The sequence below is a fragment of the Pleionea litopenaei genome, assembly GCF_031198435.1.
In the GTDB taxonomy this organism is placed as follows: Bacteria; Pseudomonadota; Gammaproteobacteria; order Enterobacterales; family Kangiellaceae; genus Pleionea; species Pleionea litopenaei.
The window spans coordinates 2,266,905-2,286,130 of sequence record NZ_CP133548.1 but is presented as its reverse complement, the minus strand read 5'-3'; the positions used below and the strand labels follow the sequence as shown (position 1 = coordinate 2,286,130).

Here is a 19,226-nt window from a genome sequence, read left to right as displayed (position 1 = left end):
GATATGATGATTAATGATTTGTTTTATCGCAGGGCACTGCTAAAATACCTTTTAATATAGTTAAAAGAGTACTTTTAATGAGAGCCCAGGGCAAAGGAGTATCTGAATTTCCCGCCAATCCGCTACGCGCCCGGATTCTGGCCAGGGAGTTCGAGCGGAAGTGTCTGGAGGCGCGACCGCCTTTATCTGAAGGAAAATACAACCGTCACGACCATATAAATAAATACACATCCACTTTCAAAGACGCTAAAAAACGATTTGATGTCCCACGTAATCCGTTTTTTAATTGGCGAAAGGGTAAAGCTTTGCCCAGTAGTACCACGACAGATTTGATGGGTGGTCTATTTGGGGAGGACTTAACGGGGAAATGGCGAAGTCGTGGAGTCGATTCTCCAGAACAAACGTTTCTGTGCGCATTGGATTTGATAAGCCGTAACAATCAGCCAAATTGTTCGGAAGTGCTGAAAGAGGCTGACGAAATTTTAGGCGCGGTTAGCTCCGCTGTATGTGCCCTCATTCCAAGAATTCCGAACCTGGAGAGGCCAAAGTTCACTTCCTACCGAGGTAGCAAGTCACTGGCTTCATCAGTAAATCGCAAATCCAGCCGTTATGTAGAGTGGTCGAAAAAGCGGCCTGTGGCTTATCCATTCATTGCAGAACGAATCAATCCCTATGATTCGGTCAGCCCTCTTTGTGCGTCATTGATGTACTTGGTTAAACCCAACAATCAAACGCATCTGCCGTATGGTCTCGCACAAGCGCTACTATTGGATGTTATCAGCGGCGTAATAGCTGCCTATATTGTGATGCTTCACCGGAACCCTTCAGAACTCCAAACGGGCGGCCTAGTGGTCGATTTATACCGGCTCGTTCATCGGCTTTTTCTGGCTGAAACCGACGTTAGTGCGAAAGGAGCTGAACTGGTGAGGGAGGTATTCTATAACCGTTTTCCGGAGTTTTCGGTTGAAGCCGATGAATTGATAGCAAGACTTGGTGGATTGATTGAATTGTTCCAGGGTTTCATAGAGAAATCGGGCTTATTTTCCACTGAATTTGCGGCGTTGATCGATCCGGTAAATCCGGATCGTAGTGCCGACATTTCGCAATGGTGGTGTGTATAGAGTGCTATTTGGGTGGTAGCTTTTTTCGGTCACCCAGTAGTTTAAAACCTTCAGGCACTGGCTTGAATTTATCACCTTCTTCAGGCCAGCGTTTTGCTCGGCTTTGGAAAGCTCGCAGTGCTGCAATATCCAACGTGGCTGCCACAACGAAGTCATTGTCACCACCCCTTAAGCGGGCGATATCTCGAAGGAAAGATTCTTTTGCTGGTGAGCGGACTCGGCTATCCCCGTATTTTCGATTATTAACCAAGATGGTATAAGCGTGAACGTCCAATGCAGCTGATTCGATTAAAGAGGCAAAAGTATCCAGATCCCTGTTCCAACTCAGAACCATAAGGGCATCAACGGCACCCTGAAAACGAATTCTCGCTTTGCTGTTTTGGAGTTCCGAACAAACCATGACACCAAAATTTACACCGTTATGAATATAGATCGGTTTAAGCGCTTTTTTGGATTTATCCCACTCCTTGCCGTATTTCACAGTGAGGTCCTTGTCCTCGCCAACAGCAGGCTCAAGCTTAGGCTGCCAGATCTTTACAAAAGTCGGGTAACCGAGGCGATTATCTGCAAGAACTAGTGCAGCCTCACTAAGAATTTTGTTGCCATCACTATGCCGATACTCGGTTCCTGCTATTAGACTAACACCCGCAGCACTCAGTCTGGCTGCGATACTGTTGAGCCATCGCAGAGGAATGGAGAGCTCTGGGAAGAGGACATAATCCGGTCTTGGGCTGAGTTTCAGGGTATCGTTAACCAGATTTGATATCTTTTGATAACGCTTGCGACTTAAATTTGGTTTATCACACGCAGTAGCTGCCCAGTCGCTGTCTTCGGTGCGAAGATTAGTCAAAGCTACAACTACCTTGTCTTTGTTGTCGGTGCCGATATTCAGGTATTTCTTTCTTTTTCCCGATGGCTTGTCATTGGCATCTTGTGCAGTAGCGAGCAGTGTAGGCTTTATCCAAACCCCACGTAACACTTGTGTGTATTTTGCCCAAGTTACTGCTGGTCCATAAATCGGAGCCTTCCCAGATGCCGAAGGTAAGCCCACGCACTCTGGCGCTAACTCTGATATTTCAGCCGGCGACAACGGTCGGGTGGGAAAGAGATATGGTAGGTAACTGTCATTCTTTCGAGGTCCCTTGACTACCTTACCCAGTCTTGTGTTACGGGTAGAGTTGATAAACTGTTCAAATGTATCTATGTCGAGCAGTCCAGAACTGCCAAGCAGCTTCAGTATCTGCTTCTCCTTCTTAGTGTCACGTTTGCCAACCAATTTCTCAGCAGAGTGGCTGCTAACTATGTATTTGTATGCTTCTTTTGCAAGATCAGCCAATGCGACAAGCGGAGCTTTGGTCTCGAAGTCTGCCACGTCAAAGCGAAGGTCAAGCAACGCCTCAAAGTCGGTCAGATTTGCAACGATTTGATTGAGAAACAGATCGGCTAGCCGCTTCTTCTTCGTTGAACGCTCACCCAGAAATAGTTTGTTCGGATCGTAGTATCGAGTCGCAGCGTCAATAAATAACCAAGTCAGTGTTCCCTTGATATAGCCCCAAAGGTCTTTCAGAACTTTAGCGTCACACCCGTTAATTTTAACCTTTTTTCCCTTGCCAACTTCAGAGGCCAAAGTATCAATGGCCTGGTAGGACTTCACCGCGATTCGCTCAGCTTGTTCCCATTCGTTCATGCTGATCGCAAAACCCAGCAGTCGTGGAAGGTAGTTAAAGTGCGCAAACAGATTATCTGCCCGCAATATATGGTTGTGCGCAAATTGATAAAACTCCTCGCGCTGTTCTTTCCATTGATTGGGTGGTAAATCTCTAGCGAGTGTTTCTACGTGACGGAGTTGAAGTGACCAACCTAAACGGCGAATGGTCAGGCCATCGGCTCTTCTTAATGTGTCTGCACTTTCTCCCACGCTACCGGCAGCAGAGAGCACCTTCGCAGCCGTTGAATGCTCTAATTGGTCCGGCGATGGCATGAGGCGATGCTCGCTGGAGAGTTCGTAGATTTCCTTCTCAATGCTATCCAGAAGGTCCAGACCAGCTCGCCCTTGCAATACAAACAACTTCTGTTTGTCAGACTGTAGCGATATTTTGGTATCGCCCTGAATATCAGCTCCCTGATTGATCTCCCAAACCTTTTCATTTTTGGAGTTCTGTGAAACACAGTCTTTGCCCATTCGCGCTTGAAGCATTTGCATTAGGTCAAAGCTACTGGTGATGGTGCCCGTGTCGCGTAGCACGAGGAACATATCATCGACGTAGCGGCCGTAATGAATGGGTGAGAGGTTTTCAAGAACCAGCCTATCCCACTTATGGAGTAAGGCATTGGAAACGATTCGACTACATGTCAAGCCAATAACCAGGCCACCACTGATATTGGCTTTCTTTCCTCCAACGGCTTTGCCGAACTCAGAAGCGCCTTCAGCCCATTTATTAAGGAAACGGGCGAGTTGAGTTGTGAATTCAATTTCAGTTTCGTCGAGTTCCAACTCAAGTGATTTCAGTAGGGCTTCGCCATTCAAAGCGGTTGGATCAATGAAATGATAATAACTTTTGAGGTCCAATGAGACGGCAATAATATCGCGGTCTTTATCCAATTCATCACGTATGGATTTTAGGCCATCATTGCGCCACTTTTGGTACGGCTGGAAATAGGGAACGAATGATCCAATGGAGCTGATATGAAATGGCTTTTCATCTTCAGCACTGAAAAGCTCGTCATTTCTAATTCGCTTTAGTCTTGCACCGTAACAACATTTATCAAGCTTCGCATCTAATTTGTGGCCAACCATGTTGATCCAAAGGGCGGATATCACATGGCTATCTATCGGGAAGTCGCCAACAATTCTGAATTCTGGCGTGATGCTGTAGTTTTTGAATAAGCTCTCAACCGCTCGTTCGGGTCTGGAAAAGTGTACGTGGCCATTATCTGCGCTGTCAGCATTCTTTTCTGTAGAGAGCTTCTTCGGAAGCAGGCGATAATCGCCCAGCAAGTCATCATTGGATTCAAAGCCCGAGTCACTCTTCAAGCACTTTAGCAATTTCTTTAAGTTGACCAGTAAGTCCTGCTCATATTCCGCAAATTTAATGGCGGTCGGGAAAGTGTTTTCAAAGAAGCAGTCTGCCTTGGCCTTGCGATAGGCTATGAGCAGATCTTCTATGGTTAGCAAATCCCACCCTTCAAATGTTGCTTCATACGACATATGTGATTTTCCCTAATTTAAAACTTGCACAGAGTTGGTGTCCAACGCTTTAATATCAAAGGTATTTTTTTGAATTTGTCAGGCACTTTCGCTTCGTCAATGGTGCCGTGACATAGTCTTCATCTAAAAACCGGATTAGCTCTTTTAGTTGTTTCTTATCGTCAGGTATCAGTAGTTTGCCGTCGTCAGTGATGGTTATGCTGATGTGGTGTTCTTCTGGCAGCTCTGCGTTAAAGTTGTTGGCAACAGTTTGTATATCGGCGACTGTAATGTCTTTTAACACCTCATTTTTTTGCAGCAAGGCGATTTTCTTGCGAATGATGGAATCGGCATGGCCTTTAAAGCTGGCCTCGTCCTCAAAGGCAAATAGTTCGGTGTCGGCGAAAGCGTCGAGGTCGGTATCGGTGGCTTCACGATAATACTCAGCCAAGTCTAGAAATCGCTTGGTGTTGTGATAAGAAGTGAAATGCAAAGTGCCATTGTTGTAATGAGCCGTGAGCTTATCTTGTAAGATCAAGCCAGGCTCTTCCAATTTTTTGTAGGTGTCTCCAGAACCGATTAGGGTGAAGCCACGGCTGAGCAGTTTTCCTGTGTCGAAAACCTGAAAGTCCACGACTTGATTGGCAGCATTCCATTGGCCGCTGAATAGCGACTTTATCCTGTGAGTTTCTGTATTGAGGTTGAGCATTTGACAAGTTAGCGGATTTCCGAGCGCCTGGCTGATCGCTTCGGGTAGCGGGTAGTTGGTAATAGTGAAAATCTCACCGCCATCGACGTTGTAGCTACCGGTAAATTCAATGGCCTGTTTGTCACTTAGCAGGCTCTGTTGTTGTTCCTCGAACAGTTTTGCAAGTTCGGTGCTGAGTGTATTAGTCAGCGGGATGCGTCGCACTGGGGTATTGGTATCATCGACTAAGGCGAACAGGTTGGCGGCTTGGTTATTATTGTTATCAGGCATGGTTGGCATCCAGGATCATGTATTCAGTCAATTGCACCACCTGCGAAACATTCTTGCAGTCGGTAATATTCTGGCGAGTGATCAGCACATAAGTGATATCGCCCTCGATAGTTACCTCATAAAAGTGGTAACCGAAAAACCCCAACAAAGGGTTGAAGTGGTAGGCATGGGAGTTGTAGACGATAAAAAAGAAAATCACCGCGATAAACACTAGCACCGGTACGCTGATGGTGCTTTGGCTCTGGTTGATCAGCGGTAGCAAGTAGACCAACAGAAAGCCGACAATCTCCTTATCCACTGTTTTTACCGCCTTGATTCTCACCGGCAGGCGCTCCAGCCCGTGGCGCGAGGCTGAAAGCCATACCAGCGCAAAACACAGGCCGCTCAGTATCAATGCAGTAAGTAGATAGACGCTGCCTGTCTGCCAGTGATTAGTGAGATTGTGTGACCAGGGCAATGCCGCTTCCCAAACGCCGCTCAGCTCAACAAACCAGAGGGTGAGGAAAATCGGTGCCAGCGAGGTGGCCACCAGTGCGAGTTTGGCAGCCTTGTTAAGCATGGGCTGCCTTCTTCAGTTCGCTGGCCGGTGGTGTCTCGGTTCTTTGGCTGAAAGCTTCTTTTAACACCGCCTGCATAAATTGCTCGGCATGGCTCTGATTTTGGCGAATCTGATTTTCTAGTTGATCGCAAAGCGCTAACAGGTTTTTAACTTTACCCACAATAACGTCCTGCTCTGCCTTGCTACATAATGGAATCTTTGCACCAGATACAGTTGCTTGATTTATTTTTGGCATACTCTTCTGAGCACCAGTAGCATTCTTGCGAAAATACTCACGACAATAGATGCTCATAAGCACATGGTGCAAATAAACTTCCGAAATTGAGGAGACCGGTTTTAACTTCATCATTAAATCTGGATAAATAAAGCTGGATTCTTCACCATGGTAAATCGCTGAAACACCAACAAAATCCATGGAGTTTCCTCTTTGAATTAAAATATCTCTATCCTTGAGCCACAAAAATGAATCTTTCGGGATTTCTTCATTGATATATTTTATTTCTGAGTCAATAAATTTTCCGGTTGTAGTAGCTCCTAATTTTAATGTCTTTGTTTGTGTTGGAAAATCTACCGTTTTTGGCGAGTATCCATTTCTAGGGTTTTCGTAGATAACATCATTTAGTTGACACCACTCCCACCCATGCGGAAGCTCAAAAGGCTTTTCTTCTTCGCTAATTGGCGGTAGTCGTTTTTGTGCTTTTATTTGATTAGCGTTGAACAATTTTTCTTTTTCGTCAAAAATTCGTTTCAGCAGTTCGCGGGCTGGCTCTGCGTCGGGATTTTTCGCTCGCCAGTTTGCCGTGAGTTTCCCTTCGATGGCTTCCTGTAATATCTGCTGACGCAGCTTCTTCAGGAGGCTTTGTTGATGAGTGAGTTCGGATTTAAGTTCAGAATCTTCATTCTCGATGCATTGAAATTGTTTGAGGATAGTTAATTGCTCTTCCTTTTCCGGCATCAATATTTCAAGCGGTAAAAGATGCTTTGGTTTTATCTCTGTTTTAATACCGCCTTTTACCTGTTCTTTAAGTAATTGGATAAACAGCGGAGATTTTAGGAACCGCTTGAAATACTCAACACTGACTTTGCTTTCATCGAAGGTGTACGACGAATAGTGAATTGTAGCCGTAACATCATTCTGTCCGTGATAAACGCCTAACGCACCCTTGGCAACGTTGATGCCGGATATAACGAGATCGCCGGATTTAATTAATATCATGTCGGTTTTACTGGGCTTATTTGCAATGTGAAAATTGCCTGAAAAGTCGATCTTGTCGATTCGTTGTAACCCCTCGATTTCTTGTGCATCAGGCTTATAGCGCCCTTCGCGCTCAAATAGAAAGTCGCCAACTTTTACTCTCTTCCAAATTGCCACTACACCAACTCCCTACGCAGTTGTTCCAGCAGTTGATCACCCTTGGCAAAAGATTGATGCAACAGATCCAGCAATTCGGTGCTACTGTGCTGCTTTTCTTCCTCGGCACGGTGCGGGTTTTTGATGTCAAGGTTGTAACTGTTGGCTCTGATGGAATCGATATCAACTTGCCAGGCCTGCTCGGTGGCTTCGCGACTCTCCCACCAATTTTTTAGCGTATCGAACTCAGCCAACTGGATGGGCTTGGTTTTAGAATAAGCCTTGTAGCCTTCTGGTAGTTTTTGTTCGTAATACCATATGCTTTGCGTTGGCTTGCCCTTGGTAAAGAACAGCAGGTTTGTCGCCACTGAGGCATAGGGCTGGAACACCGAATTGGGCAGGCGCACGATGGTGTGCAGGTTGCAGTCTTCTAGAAGTTTTTGACGAACACGTTGCTTCACACCATCGCCAGTAAGTGATCCGTCGGGCAATACGATTGCGGCGCGGCCACCCTCTTTTAGCAGGTGGATCATCAATATCAAAAACAGGTCTGCCGATTCCTTAGTGCGGTAGGTTTGCGGAAAGTTGTTCTCGTTATTATTGGAAACCACGCCGCCAAAAGGTGGGTTGGCGACGATCACATCCACTCGATCTTTACGTGTGTATTCGCTCAAGGGCCGTTGCAGGGAGTCGCCAAACTGGATATCGGGCGTGGTAATGTCATGCAACACTAGATTAGTATTCGCCAGCATATAGGGCAGTGGTTTGTATTCCCAGCCACGCACATTGTGGCCAATGGCTTCACGTTCAGCCACATTACTGGCCGTGGCTTTTAGGTGTTCGATCACCGCCGTTAAGAAGCCGCCGGTGCCGCAAGCGGGATCAAGCACGGTTTCACCGTGTGCAGGGTTGACCATCTCAGTCATAAACTGGGTAATGGCTCGCGGGGTATAGAACTCACCCAAGGTACCGGCACTTTGCAGCTCACTCAAAAAAGTTTCGTAGATCTGCCCGAATAAGTGAAGGTCTTTACTGTTATTGAAATCAATCTCGTTAAGCTTGTTAATCACCTGGCGCAGGTGAATGCCGGATTTCATGTAATTGTAGTTATTGGCGAACACTTCATGTACCAATACGGCACGACGCTTGGCTGTAGACAGGTCTATCTCGGACAAAGTCGGGAATAACTTGCGATCCACAAACAGTAATAGTTCATCGCCGGTCATACCTTCGTCGTCACCGGCCCATTCATCCCAGTGCAATTCAGCGGGGATGGGCGAGGTGTAGTTGTCGTCCATCAGTTCCAGCTCTTTGTCTTTGTCGCTGAATATTTTCAGGAACAGCATCCAGCCCAATTGCAGAATGCGTAGCTCATCACTGCCGGTGCCTGTGTCTTGCCGCATGATATTGCGGGCGGATTTTACGATGCCTGATACATTTGCCATTAAATTAATTCTCTCTTTTTAAATTTTTAAAGCTTCAAGCCGCTTGATATAAGGCTTTTTCTAATTGGGTTAACGCCTGCAAATATTGAGACTTTCCGCCGAATAACTTGATGATTTCAGTCGGGGTGCCGAACTGGTCGAAGGGGTTGACCTTAAGCACCTTGATGTCTTCAATATTTTCAATGCCTTCGTCGGCATATTTATCCAGAAGGGCTTCGAGCACCTTCCGTGCTTGTTCACCATACTGAGTAAAAACATCACGTTTTTTCACTTGCTTTGCGCGTTCGGCACGAGTTAACGGCGGCTGATCGAATGCGGTGTGGCAGATCATGTCGAAGATGTCCATCTCCTTGCCAATCGCTTCCTTCAAGTTCTCAAGTACAATTCCTTGCTCGGTTAGCTCGTCGATAATGGCCTGCTTTTTATCGGTGCTGTGCCATTTATTCAGGAAGTCGTTCAGCGTTTGATATTGCTCGCGTACTTTTTGTCGGGTGTAATCTTTCAGGCTTCCAGTGATCAGCTTGCCGTCGCCATCCATGTACTGAATACGCTCATTTAGCACGGCGACATTGACGCCATTCACGTAATACTTGGGGCGTGGTTCGCTGATGATTTCGCCGCCATCAATAATGGGCGGTGTTTCCTGGGGTGGCTCGAAGATGATTTCTTCGCCTTCATCGCCTGCGATAGTGCTTTCTTCTTCTAGTTCTTCTTCTGGCGTTTCAAATTCTTCGTCTTCACCAAGCACTTTAACCCGCACTGGGTCGCCGTCGAAATCCGGGTCAGCAAACAAGTCGGTGACATTGCGAAAATCGAGAATGGTAAAAAAGGTTTTGCCGAACTCTTCGTTGATGCGTGTGCCACGGCCAATGATCTGTTTAAATTCAGTCATGGAACCAATGTTACTGTCGAGTACAATCAATTTGCAGGTTTGCGCATCAACGCCTGTGGTCATCAGTTTGGAAGTAGTAGCAATCACTGGATAGATTTCTTCTGGATTAATGAAGTTATCTAACTCGCGTTTACCTTCGTCATTATCGCCAGTGATTTGCATGATGTACTTGGGGTTTTGTGCCATCAGATCGGTGTTTGCATTGGCGAGTGAAGAGCGCATTCGCTGGGCATGGTCTATGTCTACGCAGAACACAATCGCTTTGTCAAAACGGTTGGTTTTTTTCAGGTATTCGGTGATTTTGTTGGCTACTGCTTCTGTGCGTTCGTCGATTACCAGGTTCTTGTCGTAATCTCTGCGGTTGTAGATTCGGTCATCCACTTGCTGGCCATTTTTGTCGGTTTTTCCCGCCTCTGGCCGCCATCCTTCCAGATCGACATTAAGGCCGACACGCAGCACTTTATAGGGGGCTAGGAATCCGTCTTGTATACCTTGCTTGAGTGAGTAGGTGTAAATCGGATCGCCAAAATATTCGGTACTGGAAACGGTTTCGGTTTCTTTAGGTGTTGCTGTTAAACCCACATGAGTCGCAGATCCAAAATAATCCAAAATTTCGCGCCAAGCACTATCTTCCGATGCGCTGCCTCGATGGCACTCATCGATGACGATCAGATCAAAAAAATCCCGACTGAACTCACGGTAGGCATCTTTGTCTTCGTCATAATTGGTCAATCCTTGGTACAGCGCCAAATAAATTTCATAGGACTTATCGATTTTCTTATGTTTTATCACCGTCATTTTGTCTTTGAAATGACGAAAATCTCCACGCCTGGTTTGATCGATAAGGGCGTTGCGATCAGCCAAAAACAGGATTCGTTTTTTGGCACCGGCCTTCCACAAGCGGTGAATGATTTGAAAAGCGGTGTAGGTTTTACCGGTGCCGGTAGCCATTGTCAGTAAAATGCGTTGCTGGCCACTGGCAATGGCTTCTACCGTTCGGTTAATGGCAATTTGCTGGTAATAACGAGGGCTACGACTGGTGCCGTCAAAGAAATAGTCCTGGGCGCTGATGCGCTCGGCTTCCGGCGTGGTAATGCCTTTGTAGCGTTTATAGCGTTCCCAAAGCTGTTCCGGGGTGGGAAATTCGTGCAGTTGGATTTCACGCTCAATGTTACCACTGGCGGCGGTACGGTCGTGCTCAAAAAAGCCGTCGCCGTTACTGCTGAATACCGTGGGGATATCTAGAATGCTGGCATATTCCAGCCCTTGCTGAATGCCTGCCATGACCGAGTGCTTATTATCCTTGGCCTCGATGATGGCGACCGGAATATTCGGCTTGTAGTAAAGAATGTAATCCGCCCGCTTGCGCTTGCCACGGGTCGTCAGATTGCCTTTCACATAGATACGGCCATCGGTAAAGCCGACCTCTTCGCGCACTTGCTTTTGCAGATCCCAACCAGATTTTTCTAACGCGGGAGTGATGAATTTTGTGCAGATATCTCGCTCGGATAAGTTCTTTTTATTAGTCATGCTCACTCCTTTGCTTATCTAGATATCTGACTATTCTCAGTACGTTCCAATAATTCACCCACTTCACAATCGAACAGTAAACAGATCTTATCCAGTGCTTCCAAATCTACTTTTTGAGCGGTCTCTTTATAAAGCAAAGTAACTGTTGCTCTGCTTAAGCCTGTTTCTCTGGCAACATCGGCTACTCGCATTTTATGTTCACCCATGAGTCGGGCTAAATGACAGCGGATCATTGCTTTTGCCTCTTATTATTTAAGGTCTTAATCGCTTCTGAAGGATATCATACAAAGTGACATTATGTGATCTGAAATTACATAATGTCATTTCTCTCAACGGTGTGGTTTCGGGTGCTACTGAAGAGTTGTGCTGTGAAAGAAGTGGAAAGACATTTCAAAAAATGTAACCCCAGTGTAACCCCAGCAAAAAAGAGAAAATCGACTGATGGCTGTAATCTATCGTTGAGTACTGAGACTGGGCGGCGGGGTTACGTGTTTTGAAACCCTGAGAGACTATCGAAAATACGATGGAAGTTTGCTAAATGTATGAAATATAAGGTGAAAATGGTGGGCCTTCCCAGACTTGAACTGGGGACCTACCGATTATGAGTCGGGTGCTCTAACCAACTGAGCTAAAGGCCCATTTTCACTTTTTTAAACTTTCTCACCCCAGCCCTATTGATTATGAGTCGGATGCTCTAACCAACTGAGCTAAGGGCCCATTTTTACATCTTTTGCTTTGGCGAGTGCTTTATTGCCTCAGGCGGCGCTCTATCAGTGCTTTTGAGACGTATACCTAGCCCAAGCGAGGTGCGAAGTTTACGGTAAATCGACCCTTGATTCAATCCTCTTGTGTCTCCCTACCGCTAGTTTGTAATGAAATGTAAAACAGACTGTCTCATGACACTAAATCCATTATCCTTAAGGCTTACAGAAAGACTGAGATTTTAGACTATGAACGAACCAGTAACTGACCGCGAAATCTACCAATCAAAAACGCCTTGGGTGGCTCATTTGCTGTTTACATTATTAATACTTATTGTGGCGTTCTTTATCGTAGCAGGAATGTTCAGTAGTAAGCCTGAAGCTCGAAAGTGGGGGGGCAGGCCGGCGCCTAGCGTTGCTGTTGAGGTTGCAGATCTGACTCCCTCTGATTATCAGGTGTGGATTGAGTCCTATGGAACAGTGGAAGCATTAACTCGAACGCAGTTGGTCTCCGATGTTAGTGGTCGAGTGATTGAAGTTTCTCCGAACATTCGTGCTGGAGGAAGTTTTAAAAAGGGTGACGTGCTGGTTCAATTAGATGATCGTGACTTTAAAATTGAAGTCGATATTGCTGCATCCAATGTCGCTGATGCAGAAGTAAAGTATTTACAAGAGCTGGCGCAAGCGGAGTTGGCGGAAAAAGAGTGGAATGTTCGTCCACAAAACGAGGCTGCCCGTGAGTTAGCATTGAGAAAGCCTCAGGTAGCGGCTGCTTTAGCCGCTTTAGAGGCTGCTAAAGCACAACTGGCAAAGGCTAAACTAAATCTTGAGCGTACCAAAGTTCGAGCGCCTTTCGATGGTAAAGTATTGAGTCAGGCGGTTGACCTTGGTCAGGTAATTAATCGCTCGCAGACTATCGCTGAAATTTATTCTACCGATAAAGTTGAAGTGCGCCTCCCAGTTAAAATGGCTGATTTAACTCACCTACAGCTACCTGATGAGTCGAATGCTCAAATTGAACCACCTAAAGTAATTTTTGAAGGCGAAATTGGTAATCGAACCTACCAATGGCATGGCGAGCTAGTGCGCAGTGAAGGAGCGTTCGATACTGCGACTCGAATGCTTTATGTCGTTGCAGAGATGGATCAACCTTTTGTTACCACTGAAGAACGACCAGCGATTCGAATCGGACAATTTCTACGAGCCAAGGTTGCTGGTGACCGACTTGATAATGTTTTTGTTATTCCTCGACGCGCGGTGTCACAAGATTTTCAAGTGAGCATCGCTCAAGAAGGCGTATTGAAGAAGCGAAAAGTGGAGCCTCTTTGGACCGACAAGCAAGCAGTAGTAATATCGGCTGTTTCTAAACTTGATGCTATGACCAGTGAGTTATCGTTGGCTTCGAGTTTAACCGTCAGCGACAAGTTGATTCTTACTCCAACCGCTAATCTGCCGAGCGGTACAAAGGTGAAGCCCCTTGGCGATTCTGCTGAGCAAACTTCAGAAAGCTTTGGTAAGCCGTCTCAAAACGATAACAAGGGCAAAGGAAACGACAAGTCTGACTCGTCTAAAACCACAAAGCCAACTTCCAGCACTGCTTCAGCGAATCAGTAGGAGCGAATCATGCATAAGATGATCGAGTGGTTCACTAAAAATGACGTAGCTGCTAACTTGCTAATGATCACCATCATAGTAGCAGGTCTATACACACTGTCAGCGAAAATCCCTGTTGACCTATTTCCAGAAATGGAAAACCGTGAAGTTCAAATATCCATGACACTACCCGGCGCTTCTCCGCAAGAGGTAGAAGAAGGACTTACGATCAAAATCGAAGAAGCGATTCAAGATATTGAAGGCATTCGTCAAATGACCTCTCGCAGTAGCGAGGGAAGTACTTCGGTAACCATCGAAGTTGAAGAGGGTTTCGATGTTCGTGAAGTGCTTGATGAAACAAAAATTAAAGTCGATGCAATCAATAATTTTCCGGTTGACGCTGAGCGTCCTCTAGTGCAGATCCCTACCTGGCGTCGTGATGCGATTGGAGTGGTGCTTTACGGAGACTATGATGCATTAACCTTACGTCGCATGGCGGAAGATATTCGCGATGAAATAGCGAATTTAAAAGAGGTTTCTCAAGCAGAAGTGGATAACACTTTGCGGTTTGAAATTTCAATTGAAGTACCTGAGTGGGCGTTGCGGAAATACGATTTAACCTTGGAGCAAGTGGCTCAAGCTCTTAGTCAAAACTCAAGAGATGTCTCAGCCGGTAATTTGAAAACTGAAGGTGGCGAAATATTTATTCGAAGTCGAGGTCAGGCTTATCGAGCCAATGACTTTGCAGCAATTCCGATCGTGACGACTCGTGATGGTTCGATGATTACGCTGGGCGATATCGCGATGATTCGAGATGAATTTGAAGAGACGCCATTGCGAACTCGCTTTAATGGTGTTCCCGCCGTAGAAGTCGAGGTGTTTCGTACTGGAGCTGAGAGCATAATTGAGGTAACACAAGCAGTTAAAAATTACATCGTTGAAAAGCAGTCACAAATTCCTCAGGGTTTAAGCTTAGATTTTTGGCGAGACCGCAGTGAACCTATAAAAGCGCGCTTACAAACACTCACTACCAGTGCATGGCAAGGTGCGCTTTTAGTAATAATTTTATTGGCTTTATTCTTACGTCCAGCAGTTGCCGTATGGGTTTGTGTTGGCATCCCAATGAGTTTTATGGGGGCTTTTTTGTTGATGCCCGTCTTCGACGTGACATTAAATTTAATGAGTCTCTTCGCATTTATTCTAGTGTTAGGAATTGTCGTCGACGACGCGATTGTTACTGGAGAGAACGTTTATTCGCATTTGCAAAATGGCGCAGACCCATTGGATGCAGCCATTAAAGGCACGCAAGAAGTGGCTGTGCCGGTTACCTTTGGTATATTAACGACGATAGCAGCATTTTTGCCTTTAGCCTTTCAAACGGGTCGAGGTAGTTGGTATGCAGCAATTCCTTATGTTGTTATACCGGTTTTACTTTTTTCATTAATAGAATCAAAACTGGTACTGCCTGCGCATCTTAAACATGTTAAACGCCGAGTAGGAAATACCTCGATGTTAACTCGAGTACAACAAGCGATTTCCAATTCATTGGAACGCTTTATTGAACGAGTTTATCAACCAGTGCTGGCCAGAGCGATGAAGTGGCGCTACATCTCATTGGCTTTAATGCTTGCAATGTTCCTAATTGTTTCTGGATCGATGTTTAGTGGACTAACTAAATTTGTATTTTTCCCGAGAGTACAGAGTGAAGTCGCAACCGCGACCTTAGTTATGCCAACCGGTACGGCATTTGAAACAACGGACCGTGTTGTGTCATTTATGACAGAACAAGCGCGAGCTTTAAAAGAAAAGTATCGTGATCCAGAGACTGGGGAGTCTGTGATTCGAAATATTTATTCCATCAGTGGCGGTCGTAATTCAAGTACCGGTCGAGTTCGTGTTGAAACTGTACCTCCGGAGCAACGCAGTTCAGAAATAACAACGCGTGAAATTGTAAATGAGTGGCGAAAGCGAGTAGGACAAGTCGCAGGTGCTGAGCAATTGAATTACCGCGCTGAAATTGGATGGGATCGGCCTCCGATTAATATCGAGTTGCGAGGAAAAGATAGTCAAGCATTATCTGAGCTAGGCGAGAAGTTAAAAGACAAATTAGCTAAGTTCTCAGCGGTTTCTGATATCGAGGACTCCTTGTCTGACGGGAAAGAAGAGCTCCAGTTAGAGTTAAAGCCAGAAGCAAGCTTACTCGGACTCGACCTAAATACCGTGGCTCGTCAAGTTCGACAAGCTGTGTATGGATTTGAGGTTCAACGAGTTCAGCGTGGCCGAGAAGAAGTTCGAGTCATGGTTCGCTACCCACTGTCGGCACGACAATCGATAGAAACGTTAGAGCAGATGATGATTCGCGTTGGCGCAAATCAAGAAGTTCCGTTGTGGCAAGTTGCCAATGTTTTTCCGGGGCTCTCTCCTACATCCATACTTCGTATCGATCGCCAAAGAACTCTATCTGTGACGGCAGATTTCGATAAAGAGAATGGAAACTTGTCGGCGGCGTTATCGGAAGTATCTGAATTTTTAGCAGAACAGGTCGCTAGTTATCCAGGAGCGAGCTTTGAATTAGCTGGTGAAGCTCGCGATCAAGAAGAGTCTTCACGAGGATTATTAGTGGGCGCTTTAGCTTTATTGATCGTCATTTACATTTTGTTAGCGATTCCTTTCAAGTCTTACACTCAACCACTTATCGTTATGCTAGTTATTCCATTTGGCTTGATCGGTGCGGTCATTGGACATTGGATAATGGGCATGGATTTAACATTACTCAGTTTTATGGGGATGCTGGCATTATCTGGAGTCGTGGTGAACGATTCACTAGTGCTTGTTGATTATATTAATTCACAAAGGAAAAAGGGAGTGGCGGTATTAGATGCTGTTTACTCTGCTGGAGGACGACGCTTTAGACCTGTCTTGCTTACTTCGTTGACGACTTTTGCTGGACTGATGCCTCTGCTATTTGAAAAGTCCACACAAGCTCAATTTCTAATTCCCATGGCGGTGAGTTTAGGTTTTGGTATTTTGTTTGCGACGCTTATTACATTATTTATTGTACCTATCAATTACTTGATACTAGTTGATATCAAGCGTTATTTAAAACGCTATGCGAATGATGTATGGGGACTGTTTGAAAGCGAAACACGTTGAGGTCTTTAAATGAAATAAAAAAGGGAGCTAGGGCTCCCTTTTTTATTCGGTATATTTTTATTGAATATATTTCCGCTGTTCGGTGTTATAAAAAACGCAGGATATAAATCTTTCAATTTACAAGGTTATTCGTCAACTTCTTGAGTGACACTTTCGCGTTTAAAATATTGTTGAGCAAATTTCTCTGGAGCAAGCGGCTCGCTCCAAAAGTGCCCTTGCCCATAATCACAAGCGAGTTCTTTTATCGTCACGAGTTCGTCGGCTGACTCAATTCCTTCGGCGATGGTTTTCGTATTAATCGACTTAGCCAATTGAGAAATGGTTCGAATAATTGCTTGATTGGTTTTGTTTTGATGAATGTGTTTAACAAAAGATAAATCAATTTTAATCTTATCAGCGTTGATCTTTTGTAAATAAGATAAAGACGAATAGCCCGTTCCAAAATCATCGATAGCAATACTAAACCCATATTGTTGCAACTGATGAATAGTTCTAAGCGATTGCTCTGCATTGCGCATCATTGATGACTCGGTAATTTCAAAGGCGATATGATGCGGATGCACGTTGTAAACTTGAATGCGTTGCTCGATAAAGGGTAGCAACTCATTATCGTACAGCTCTTGAGCGGACAAATTGATTGCGAGTAAAAATTTATTTGGAATAGCTTTTTGTAAGCTTATCCAATGAAACGCTATATCGATAACTTGTTGAGTGATTTGACTGATGAGCCCTGTTTGCTCAGCGAGTTCAATAAATTCTTGTGGTGGAACTGTCCCACGAACCGGGTGCTGCCAACGAATGAGTACTTCGCCACCGACGACTTCTTGAGTAAACAAATCCATTTGAGGCTGTATCATAATATCAAACTGATTTTGATTAATCGCATACTTAATATCATGCAACAAACCCGCTTGCTGCTTGAGAGACTCCTCTTGTTCGTCGGTGTAGATATTCCAATGGCTATGGTGTTTCTTACAATTCAACAAGGCAATTTGAATCTTACGATAGTTTTCTAATAAGGATGAAGAGCCTTTTTGAATGGGGGTGGCTCCAGCATTCGTCTCTAAAGAAACCTCGAAGTTCTTAAGCGTGATCGGCTCTAGTGTCGTTTGAATAATTTTCTGTAGTATCCCTTCTAGTTCTTCTTCTGATTGATCTTTTGTTTTGACTAGAAACATTAACTGATCGCCAGGCAAGGTAATAAAATATTCTTCTAATCCAGACGGCTGATGAAAGTAAACCGACCAATCTTGGCTTTTAACAAAGCGTTGCAGTCGTTCGATATGCGCTCGATAGATTGGCTCTAGGATATTTGGTCCTAACAGTGCGACAAGTTCGCGATAGTTGACCGTTTGGACAACGACGAGTGATAAGTTATCAAATTGACTTTTTAAGTGTGATAATTGAATAGCAAATTCGTTGACCAAAAATGAATAGTTAGGCAACTTACGTTGCGGGTCGATGTAGGCTTTTGAAATGGCTTTCTTTTCGGCATAACGAAGTCGATCAGCCATAGCAACCGAAAACAACATAAGCTCAGCAACCGCGCCAATAAAAAATGCATGGAGAGTAAAGAAGTTGACCGGAATCCAATGATTATGCGCTGAAATACCTAAAGCGGCACCAACAATAACGCACATCCAACTGATAAAGAAGTACCGAGCTGGTCGGAAACCATTGATTAAAGCCGAAGCGCCTAATGCAAGCCCAAAAATAGAGGCGGCCACTTGGTACACAAAAAACAGTGGCAAGGTGTAATACTCGGGCAGCCAATAAGTGAGTATGAGTGCAATGGGCGTTACAATGTTAATAACAATAATAAAGCGATGCAGTTGAGGTGCGTGAACCTCCGTGGTTAAAAATACTCGTGCAAACTGAATCGCCGACCAGATCAATAATACATTCATTGGCATAATGTTTTGGGCTAACCAAACTTGCATTTCGATTGGCCAAATAAGAAAGCCAAACCCATGTAACGCTGAGAAATAAATAAATGTAAGGGTGTGAAATACTAGATACCAAAGATAGGTTCGTCCGGGGTTTAATGAATAAACAAAAACATTGTAAAGCGCGAGGGCTATGAGAAGAGCGATAGCGCCGCCCCAGAACAAAAAGTTTCGTTTTAAATTTAAATCAAATTGGCTTTCAGAGTAGATCGTTATAGGCGCTACACCAGGACCATCATTCTGTTTACGAATGAGTAAGGTAAGTTCTTGGCCATTGCGAATCGAAAAGGGCGCTGAGACTCCCTTGTAATCTATTTGCGCTTCTTTAGTTGCTAATAAACCTAACGAATGATGACCCACTAACTCTTCACCATCAAAAATAAAAACGTCGAGGTGACGTAGATAGTAAGTATCGAAGTTAATTACAAAGGTATGTGGTCGATTGTCTGAGAAACTACCGGCAAGTGTCAATTTATGCCAAAACGTATTGGGGCTTGCTCCCGTTGATTCAGAAAACTGTTCAAATGAATAGCGGTCTGAATAAAAGGCTTCTTGTGGTGAAATATCTAACGACGACTTTTTAGTTGGCAAAGGATCGCTGAGTTGAACTCTTAATGTATCATCATTTAACTGGATTTTCGTTGGCGGCAGGGGCTTGTAATCATAAGTGGCATGCAGCGAGCTTGAAAAGCTGCTGAGAATCCCTAGACAGAGTAAAAAAATCCATAATCGCATCATAGCGTCGAGTCTGTGTGATCGAGACGAAAAA

The 19,226-nt window shown here is 44.9% G+C and carries 11 protein-coding genes and 1 tRNA gene; 3 read left to right on the top strand and 9 right to left on the bottom strand.

The annotated features are described in order from the left end of the window. The first annotated feature begins 77 nt into the window (after nt 1-77). Complete coding sequence (locus tag Q9312_RS10305) at nt 78-1,121, top strand: hypothetical protein (RefSeq protein ID WP_309200757.1); 1,044 nt, start codon at nt 78-80, stop codon at nt 1,119-1,121. Between the two features lie 4 nt (nt 1,122-1,125). On the opposite strand, the gene Q9312_RS10300 is transcribed toward Q9312_RS10305, so the two are convergent. From Q9312_RS10300 to Q9312_RS10265, 8 genes are all read right to left on the bottom strand, one after another. Then, nucleotides 1,126-4,329, bottom strand: a complete 3,204-nt coding sequence (locus Q9312_RS10300) for an RNA-dependent RNA polymerase family protein (protein WP_309200756.1) — start codon at nt 4,327-4,329, stop codon at nt 1,126-1,128. Between the two features lie 55 nt (nt 4,330-4,384). After that, nucleotides 4,385-5,287 (bottom strand): Kiwa anti-phage protein KwaB-like domain-containing protein, encoded by a 903-nt coding sequence (locus Q9312_RS10295; RefSeq protein ID WP_309200755.1) that lies wholly within the window; start codon nt 5,285-5,287, stop codon nt 4,385-4,387. Then, nucleotides 5,280-5,846 carry a KwaA family protein gene (locus Q9312_RS10290; RefSeq protein ID WP_309200754.1) on the bottom strand — a complete coding sequence of 189 codons (567 nt, stop codon included), beginning with the start codon at nt 5,844-5,846 and terminating at the stop codon, nt 5,280-5,282. The genes Q9312_RS10295 and Q9312_RS10290 overlap by 8 nt, the downstream gene beginning before the upstream one ends. Then, the gene (locus Q9312_RS10285; protein ID WP_309200753.1) at nt 5,839-7,218 is read right to left on the bottom strand and encodes a restriction endonuclease subunit S; all 1,380 of its coding nucleotides are present in this window, start codon (nt 7,216-7,218) and stop codon (nt 5,839-5,841) included. The genes Q9312_RS10290 and Q9312_RS10285 overlap by 8 nt, the downstream gene beginning before the upstream one ends. Next, nucleotides 7,218-8,642, bottom strand: a complete 1,425-nt coding sequence (locus tag Q9312_RS10280) for a class I SAM-dependent DNA methyltransferase (protein WP_309200752.1) — start codon at nt 8,640-8,642, stop codon at nt 7,218-7,220. Before Q9312_RS10280 ends, Q9312_RS10285 begins: the two co-directional genes overlap by 1 nt. A 34-nt stretch (nt 8,643-8,676) precedes the next feature. Next, nucleotides 8,677-11,064, bottom strand: coding sequence for an EcoAI/FtnUII family type I restriction enzme subunit R (gene hsdR / locus Q9312_RS10275; RefSeq protein ID WP_309200751.1), 2,388 nt, complete (start codon nt 11,062-11,064; stop codon nt 8,677-8,679). Nucleotides 11,065-11,078: 14 nt separating this feature from the next. Further along, on the bottom strand, nt 11,079-11,297 hold the full coding sequence (locus Q9312_RS10270) for a helix-turn-helix domain-containing protein (protein ID WP_309200750.1): 219 nt from the start codon (nt 11,295-11,297) through the stop codon (nt 11,079-11,081). 328 nt (nt 11,298-11,625) lie between these two features. Beyond that, nucleotides 11,626-11,702: transfer RNA gene (locus Q9312_RS10265), tRNA-Ile, on the bottom strand. A 312-nt stretch (nt 11,703-12,014) separates the two neighbouring features. Here Q9312_RS10265 and Q9312_RS10260 point away from each other — a divergent pair. Together Q9312_RS10260 and Q9312_RS10255 are read left to right on the top strand one after the other, a co-directional pair. Beyond that, complete coding sequence (locus Q9312_RS10260) at nt 12,015-13,379, top strand: efflux RND transporter periplasmic adaptor subunit (protein ID WP_309200749.1); 1,365 nt, start codon at nt 12,015-12,017, stop codon at nt 13,377-13,379. 9 nt (nt 13,380-13,388) lie between these two features. After that, nucleotides 13,389-16,511 carry an efflux RND transporter permease subunit gene (locus Q9312_RS10255; RefSeq protein WP_309200748.1) on the top strand — a complete coding sequence of 1,041 codons (3,123 nt, stop codon included), beginning with the start codon at nt 13,389-13,391 and terminating at the stop codon, nt 16,509-16,511. Between the two features lie 125 nt (nt 16,512-16,636). On the opposite strand, the gene Q9312_RS10250 is transcribed toward Q9312_RS10255, so the two are convergent. Next, on the bottom strand, nt 16,637-19,195 hold the full coding sequence (locus tag Q9312_RS10250) for an EAL domain-containing protein (RefSeq protein WP_309200747.1): 2,559 nt from the start codon (nt 19,193-19,195) through the stop codon (nt 16,637-16,639). Between the last annotated feature and the right edge of the window lie 31 nt (nt 19,196-19,226).

Excerpts from the sequence above, each read along its gene's own strand:
- Q9312_RS10280 (WP_309200752.1), bottom strand. The coding sequence starts at position 8,642 with ATGGCAAATGTATCAGGCATCGTAAAATCCGCCCGCAATATCATGCGG.
- Q9312_RS10250 (WP_309200747.1), bottom strand. The coding sequence starts at position 19,195 with ATGATGCGATTATGGATTTTTTTACTCTGTCTAGGGATTCTCAGCAGC.
- hsdR (WP_309200751.1), bottom strand. The coding sequence starts at position 11,064 with ATGACTAATAAAAAGAACTTATCCGAGCGAGATATCTGCACAAAATTC.
- Q9312_RS10255 (WP_309200748.1), top strand. The coding sequence starts at position 13,389 with ATGCATAAGATGATCGAGTGGTTCACTAAAAATGACGTAGCTGCTAAC.
- Q9312_RS10260 (WP_309200749.1), top strand. The coding sequence starts at position 12,015 with ATGAACGAACCAGTAACTGACCGCGAAATCTACCAATCAAAAACGCCT.
- Q9312_RS10300 (WP_309200756.1), bottom strand. The coding sequence starts at position 4,329 with ATGTCGTATGAAGCAACATTTGAAGGGTGGGATTTGCTAACCATAGAA.
- Q9312_RS10305 (WP_309200757.1), top strand. The coding sequence starts at position 78 with ATGAGAGCCCAGGGCAAAGGAGTATCTGAATTTCCCGCCAATCCGCTA.
- Q9312_RS10295 (WP_309200755.1), bottom strand. The coding sequence starts at position 5,287 with ATGCCTGATAACAATAATAACCAAGCCGCCAACCTGTTCGCCTTAGTC.
- Q9312_RS10290 (WP_309200754.1), bottom strand. The coding sequence starts at position 5,846 with ATGCTTAACAAGGCTGCCAAACTCGCACTGGTGGCCACCTCGCTGGCA.
- Q9312_RS10270 (WP_309200750.1), bottom strand. The coding sequence starts at position 11,297 with ATGATCCGCTGTCATTTAGCCCGACTCATGGGTGAACATAAAATGCGA.